At 46.5% G+C, this 6,243-nt stretch carries 5 protein-coding genes; 2 read left to right on the forward strand and 3 right to left on the reverse strand.

The genetic code is table 11. The features are described from left to right. Window positions 1-2: 2 nt before the first annotated feature. The 3 genes from A596_RS13955 to A596_RS13965 are packed head-to-tail and all read right to left on the reverse strand — an operon-like array spanning window position 3 to window position 3,764. Window positions 3-1,208, reverse strand: a complete 1,206-nt coding sequence (locus A596_RS13955) for a type II secretion system F family protein (RefSeq protein WP_039915871.1) — start codon at window positions 1,206-1,208, stop codon at window positions 3-5. Continuing rightward, window positions 1,205-2,959: a GspE/PulE family protein gene (locus tag A596_RS13960; RefSeq protein ID WP_200882928.1), complete on the reverse strand. Its 1,755-nt coding sequence runs from the start codon at window positions 2,957-2,959 to the stop codon at window positions 1,205-1,207. The genes A596_RS13955 and A596_RS13960 overlap by 4 nt, the downstream gene beginning before the upstream one ends. Beyond that, complete coding sequence (locus A596_RS13965) at window positions 2,949-3,764, reverse strand: ABC transporter permease (RefSeq protein ID WP_160280148.1); 816 nt, start codon at window positions 3,762-3,764, stop codon at window positions 2,949-2,951. Before A596_RS13965 ends, A596_RS13960 begins: the two co-directional genes overlap by 11 nt. Window positions 3,765-3,913: 149 nt before the next feature. Here A596_RS13965 and A596_RS13970 point away from each other — a divergent pair, with 149 nt between their 5' ends. Both A596_RS13970 and A596_RS13975 read left to right on the forward strand, forming a co-directional pair. Then, window positions 3,914-4,789: a glycosyltransferase family 2 protein gene (locus A596_RS13970; protein ID WP_039915876.1), complete on the forward strand. Its 876-nt coding sequence runs from the start codon at window positions 3,914-3,916 to the stop codon at window positions 4,787-4,789. Window positions 4,790-4,878: 89 nt separating this feature from the next. Beyond that, a complete protein-coding gene (locus tag A596_RS13975; RefSeq protein ID WP_039915878.1) occupies window positions 4,879-6,204 on the forward strand; it encodes a GGDEF domain-containing protein in 1,326 nt (441 codons plus the stop codon). Window positions 6,205-6,243: the final 39 nt, after the last annotated feature.

The raw sequence follows: 6,243 nt of genomic DNA on the forward strand, positions 1-6,243 counted from the left end.
AATTAAAGAGGGATGTCGTTAGCACTGGTTATTGCCAGCATAATACCAACGATGATAGTTCCTATAACTACACCGATTGTCAGGATCGCGATGGGCTCAATCAAGATGAGGGCTTTTTTCATACGTTGCTGCCCCTGTATCGTATAAAGATTTGACAGGGCATTCAACATTTCTTCCAGCTTTCCGGCCCGCTCACCCACTCGAATAAGATTATACCCTGTGGCAGTCAAGCATTGATTAGCCTCAAGCGCCACGGAAAGGGACTCACCGCCCCTTACCGCGTTTTTGACTTTGATCATATTATGCTTTCGTGATGGCATACGCACCGATTCTGCCGCCAATTCGAGAGCGGTAATTAACTCTACCCGATTGCGCACCAACGACGATAATACCTTGGACCAGGCAGCCACATCAGCCTGCGAAATCCATTCACCAACAACAGGTAGGCTCTCTATTTTTTCTAACAGTTGCACCTTGATACCCGGTTGAGACCAACAAAAAAACAGCACTGCCGGTGGGACCAATAACAGCAGAATCAATAATAAAAAGTTTTCATTTGCCCATTTGCCTGAACTTAAAACAGCCCAAGCGAGAAACGGTAAACGATCAGACTGCTCCAATAAATTAGTGAAGCTGGGCACTACATAGACAAACATCAGGAGGACTGCGGAAATACCTGATATCACCAAAATGCCGGGATAAATAAGTGCATTTCTGGTTTCATTTTTGATTGTTAATTCATATTGCATCTGAACACATGCATCACTCAGCGCCTGGCCAAGCTGGCCGGTCATCTCACCGGCGCGAATCAAATAGTTTACATAATTAGGTAGAGGTAATTGAGAGGCATCCATCGCCTGTTCAAAACTGCCTCCATGACGCAATGTTTTTGCGGCCAACTTAAACGCGTAACGTAATTTCGGATGGGCAGATGAGGTAGCTTGGGCACCTACGGCTTCTACTGCACTCACACCCGAATTTAACATTGCTGCCAATTCATAAAGGGCAGTGATAATGGACTCCGTAGTCAAACGCTGACGACTGCGCTGGTCTTCATCCTGCACAGGCTGAGCTAGCTCAATATCAGTGACCGTGAGCTGCTGCTGCAATAGTTGTGCAACCACCTCCCGCTGCGAGTGAGCACTCATTTCTCCATGAATTGTTTTTCCTTGCTGGTCGATAGCCTGATATTTAAAGTGCTGCGTCATGTATGCAAGCTCGTTACTCTATGTACTTCTTCAACACTGGTTAAACCTAACCATGCTTTTATTAATCCATCTGTCGTTAAATCGCGATAACCCTCGATACGCGCCTGCCTCTGAAGCTCGGATAACGAAGCCCTTGCAAGAACCTGATCGCGGATTGAATCGCCAACACCAACCAATTCATATATTCCTAGCCGCCCCCTATAACCGGTATTTTGGCATTTAGGGCAGCCCACAGCTTTGCGCCAATTAGACTGCTGGCCAGCAAAAAGTTTCTCAACAAATGGAGCTACACGCTGCTCAATTGAATTGATAGCTCCAGCAGGAGCGCTACAACTGCACAACCGGCGAACCAGGCGTTGCGCCTGTACAGCAATAACAGGAGTTGCCACCAGAAAAGGCTCCACCCCCATATCAACAAGCCGCGTGAAGGCGCTCATCGCATCATTAGTATGGAGGGTCGACAAAACCAGGTGACCAGTTAATGCTGCTTGAACAGCTATCTCTGCCGTTTCCAAATCACGGATTTCGCCAATCATTATTACATCGGGATCTTGCCGGAGTATTGAACGTAATGCGGCAGCGAAGGTTAACCCTATGTCACTGTGCACTTGGACCTGTGTGATATGAGGCAGACGGAATTCAACTGGATCCTCCACCGTGATAATTTTCCGTACTCCATCATTTGACTCATCCAACGCCGAGTAAAGCGTGGTTGATTTACCTGAGCCGGTGGGCCCGGTTACCAGCACAATGCCATGCGGCTGCTGGACCCAATCGCGTAGTAAGGCAAGGTGATCGCTCAAGAAACCCAATCTTTCCAGCATTAACTCCTGGCGCTCTTTGGGCAACAAGCGCATTACTATCGACTCACCGTTTACGCCTGGCAAAGACGAAACACGAATATCCAACTCCTGACCATTAATTCTCATCCCTATGCGACCGTCCTGAGGTAACCGTCGTTCCGCAATGTCAATGCCCGACACCAGCTTCAGTCGGGAGGCAACAGCGTAGTATCGCTGCTTGGGAAGTGTTCGTCTGGTAAACATAACGCCATCAATACGATAACGAACATCAAAGGTATCTGCTTCCGGTTCTATATGAATATCTGATGCACGCTCTTCCATCGCTTGGGAAATAATATTGTTCACCAACTCAATAACCGGCGCTTCTTCGGCCATTTCCCGTAAGTGCTGGATGTCACCATCCATACTGGCGTCATCTATACCTAATTCCTTTTGCCGCGCGCGCAAAGTATTTAGAAAAGAATCCAAAACCTGCGCACGGGCCAAGCAATAAATAAGGGGCAGTGAGCTTTTACGACACAGAGCCTCATCTAGCAATATTGATAGCGGGTCCCGGGCCAAACACATCAATCCATCAGCTTGAAACCAAACGATAGCCTCCATTTGCAACAACCAGTCAACATTCAATTCCAACTGATCGATCGCCTCAAAAACCTGTTCATTAGAGGGGATTTCAATATCCTGTCCAACTACATCCAGTCCAAGCTGTAAGGATAACGCATGTAGCAAATTAGCCTCGGAAACACTGCCTGCGCGCATGAGCACGGCCCCCAACCGACCGCCAACCTGTTGCTGAACAACAAGCGCCTTTTCCAAATCCCGGGTCTGTATAAAATTCAGCCGCAAAAGAATTTGACCGATCGGTAAGAGCGTCAGATTTTCATCCAGCTCCATTGTTTCACCCGGCACAGGAAAGTCTCTCACTCTATTAACCTCGTTAGATAACATCAGCAAAAGCCGGCTTAGAACGCTGGAAACAATAAAATCCAACTAACGCAATAACAAATGAAATCACCGAATATTCCGCCAGAAGCATCCAATCAGGATACTTGCCTTCAAAAATAATGATGCGAGCTTGCTCAATAACTACAACCAAAGGGTTAACAAAATTAAGAAACTGCATTGATTCAGGAAGTCTATCCATAGGATAAAAAACCGGACTTAAAAACAATGTTACAGTGGCCATGAATTGCATCAGTTGCCTTAGATCACGCAAAAAAACACCTAGCGCACTCAGCACCCACATAATGCCTAACGTTGTTATAAAAAAAGGTATATAAACAACTGGCAAAAATAACCATTTCCAATACACAGTATGGTCAACTAGACCAAAAACAATTATCAATATCAGCGTGCTAATAAGTAGTTGAACAATTGCGGCTAACAATGTAACGACAGGAAGAATCTCCAGAGGAAAGACAATTTTTTTTACATAATTGGGATTTATTAACATCAGCTCCGGAGCACGCGAAATACAGTCCGCAAAAAACTGATGCAATATTAGCCCTGAAAAAATGACAAGAGCAAAGCTGGTTAACCCATCTCCGGCGTTTCCCACGCTCCACTTCGCCTGCAAAATTTCTCCAAAAAAAAATGCGTATACTGCTAATAACACGAGGGGGGAAATTATTAACCACAAACGTCCGAACAAAGACCCGGTAAAACGGGTTGTCAATTCCCGACTAGCCAATAAAATCGTAATGCTACGGTGTACCCATAAGCTTCTAAATAATAACATTGGTAACTTTAACAAGGTAAATACGACCTGGATCAGACCCAAATAAGGCTGGAAAATAATGAACATATAACCGATAGTATTTAGCTACTACACATACATCGGTCTCTGTCTACCAAAAAAAGGGCTAATTTTAGCCCAGAACCCACACAAACAACAGTGAGAGCATGCCCCCCATCGCAACCATTATCGTCAACTACAACGCCGGTCCGGTGTTGGTGGAATGCATCAGCGCGGTTATTGAGCAGGCCAGCGAAGTGATTCTGGTCGATAACGCCTCGCATGACCAAAGCCTGGCATTGGTAGAAGCAAGGTTTGTCAGTGACACACGCGTAACGATCATTCGTAATGACACCAATCTGGGTTTCGCTGCCGCCTGTAACATCGGCGCGCGTGCCGCCGGTCAGCCATTTCTGTTTTTCCTGAATCCGGATTGCATTTGCGGGCCGGACAGTTTGACCCGGCTCTATCACACATTGCTGCAAAACCCCAAAGCCGGTATGGCCGGTGGATTATTGCTAAATCCGGATGGAACTGAACAAGCAGGCGGGCGCCGCCTCACACCTACGCCAGGGCGGACACTGGTGCGCAGCTTTGGCCTGCAGCGCCTGGCCAGGCACTGGCCGGACCTGTTGGTGGATTTCAATTTACACCGGCAGCCGCTGCCATCAGCACCGATTTCCATCGAGGCGATTTCCGGGGCGTGCATGCTGGTAAAACCGGAAGCACTCGCGCAAATCGGTTTATGGGATGAAGGCTATTTCCTCCACTGCGAAGACCTGGATTGGTGCCTGCGCTTTACCCGCGCCGGCTGGGACATCCTATTTGTGCCCGATGCCCCGTTCAGCCACGCCCAGGGCACCTGCAGTAAAAGCCGCCCGCTGTTTGTGGAATGGCATAAACACAAAGGCATGAGCCGCTTTTACCGCAAGTTTTTCCGCACGGATTATCCACTGCCCCTGTTATGGTTGGTTCTGGCAGCAATCTGGGTGAGATTCGGAGCGATTTGTGCGCTACAGTCATTGAGATCGACAAATCGGTAATAGGCCGCAACTTCGTTATTCTGTTTGTGGAAAATCTGATTTATTCAGCAATACTAAACACAGTTTTCCGTAAATACCGACCTCGCCAAATGAATGATAAACACTTTAGCTCGGTGTTGCTGCTAGCGATTTTTGTCACCGTGATTGCAGTTATCGCCCAGAAATTCTTTCCCGACAAGCGCCTGACGGTGTGGCCCAACACCAATTACATCAATTATTTTTACACCTCCTCCACTGATAAAGAAAACCCTCCCGCTTACTGGGTGGACCAAAGCCGGGGATTGTGGCGATGTGCGTATCCGGTAGACGACAACAGCGAATACTTTGCTTGCAGTTTCAATATTCTCTTTGCAGAAAAATTGAATCGCGGCATAGATTTGTCCGGTTATTCGTACATGAATATCAAACTCAACTATTCGGGTAGTGCCAAAAAGGTGCGCATATTTTTTCGTAACTTTAATCCCGCCTACTCAACAGTAGAAGATACCAATAGCACCAAGTTTCATTCCATGATGTTGTACACATCGGATCTGGGGAGAGAAGTCAGCATTAACCTTGATGAATTTATCGTTGGTGATTGGTGGCTGGGCCAATATGACATTCCGCGACATTTATCGCGCCCGGAAATGGATAATGTTTCCTCATTTGGAATTGATTACGTAGAAGGCAAGCAACCGGGTAATCACGATATTGAAATTGAAAAAATTGAATTCGTGGGCGGCTGGATCTCGGCAGAAAACTGGTATCTGTTAATTCTTGGTTGCTGGATGCTGGGTATCTTTATTTTTGCGATCACCCGCCTGATACAACTGCTACGCCAAACCCAATACGATGTTCAAATTATTAACCAGCTCAATAATACCAATGAGCAATTACAACAGGAAAAAGATAAATTTCGCCGCTTGTCCACCGTTGACCCGTTGACCCAGGCATACAATCGTTTTGGTATCGATCAGATAGTGTCGATGATATGCAGTAAGGAAAAACAACAAAATCAGGACGCGCCGGTATTTGCATTAATTATTATCGATATAGACCACTTCAAACGCATTAATGATCGCCGTGGACACGATACCGGCGACCGGGTTTTGCAAATGATTTCTACCATTATTGCCAAAGGAATTCGCCCCCAGGATTTTCTCGGGCGTTGGGGTGGCGAGGAATTTATTGTGATATTGCCCGATACGCGTAAAGAATTTGCCATCGCGCTGGCAGAGAAACTGCGCTTTATGATTGCTGACACAGAGTTTGAGCCCGACAACCCACTTGCCGTTACCGCCAGTTTTGGTGTTAGCGACAAACGCGAAGAAGAAGATTTTGCCACCACCTTTAAACGCGCAGACATCGCACTCTATGCAGCCAAAGCCCAAGGCAGAAATTGCAGCGTTATTGCGGAAGATGAATTAACCAATTAACCAATTAACCAATTAACCAATTAACCAATTAACCAATTA

The organism is Cellvibrio mixtus subsp. mixtus J3-8 (assembly GCF_000766945.1).
In the GTDB taxonomy this organism is placed as follows: domain Bacteria; phylum Pseudomonadota; class Gammaproteobacteria; order Pseudomonadales; family Cellvibrionaceae; genus Cellvibrio; species Cellvibrio mixtus_A.

Excerpts from the sequence above, each read along its gene's own strand:
- A596_RS13955 (WP_039915871.1), bottom strand. The coding sequence starts at position 1,208 with ATGACGCAGCACTTTAAATATCAGGCTATCGACCAGCAAGGAAAAACA.
- A596_RS13970 (WP_039915876.1), top strand. The coding sequence starts at position 3,914 with ATGCCCCCCATCGCAACCATTATCGTCAACTACAACGCCGGTCCGGTG.
- A596_RS13975 (WP_039915878.1), top strand. The coding sequence starts at position 4,879 with ATGAATGATAAACACTTTAGCTCGGTGTTGCTGCTAGCGATTTTTGTC.
- A596_RS13960 (WP_200882928.1), bottom strand. The coding sequence starts at position 2,959 with ATGTTATCTAACGAGGTTAATAGAGTGAGAGACTTTCCTGTGCCGGGT.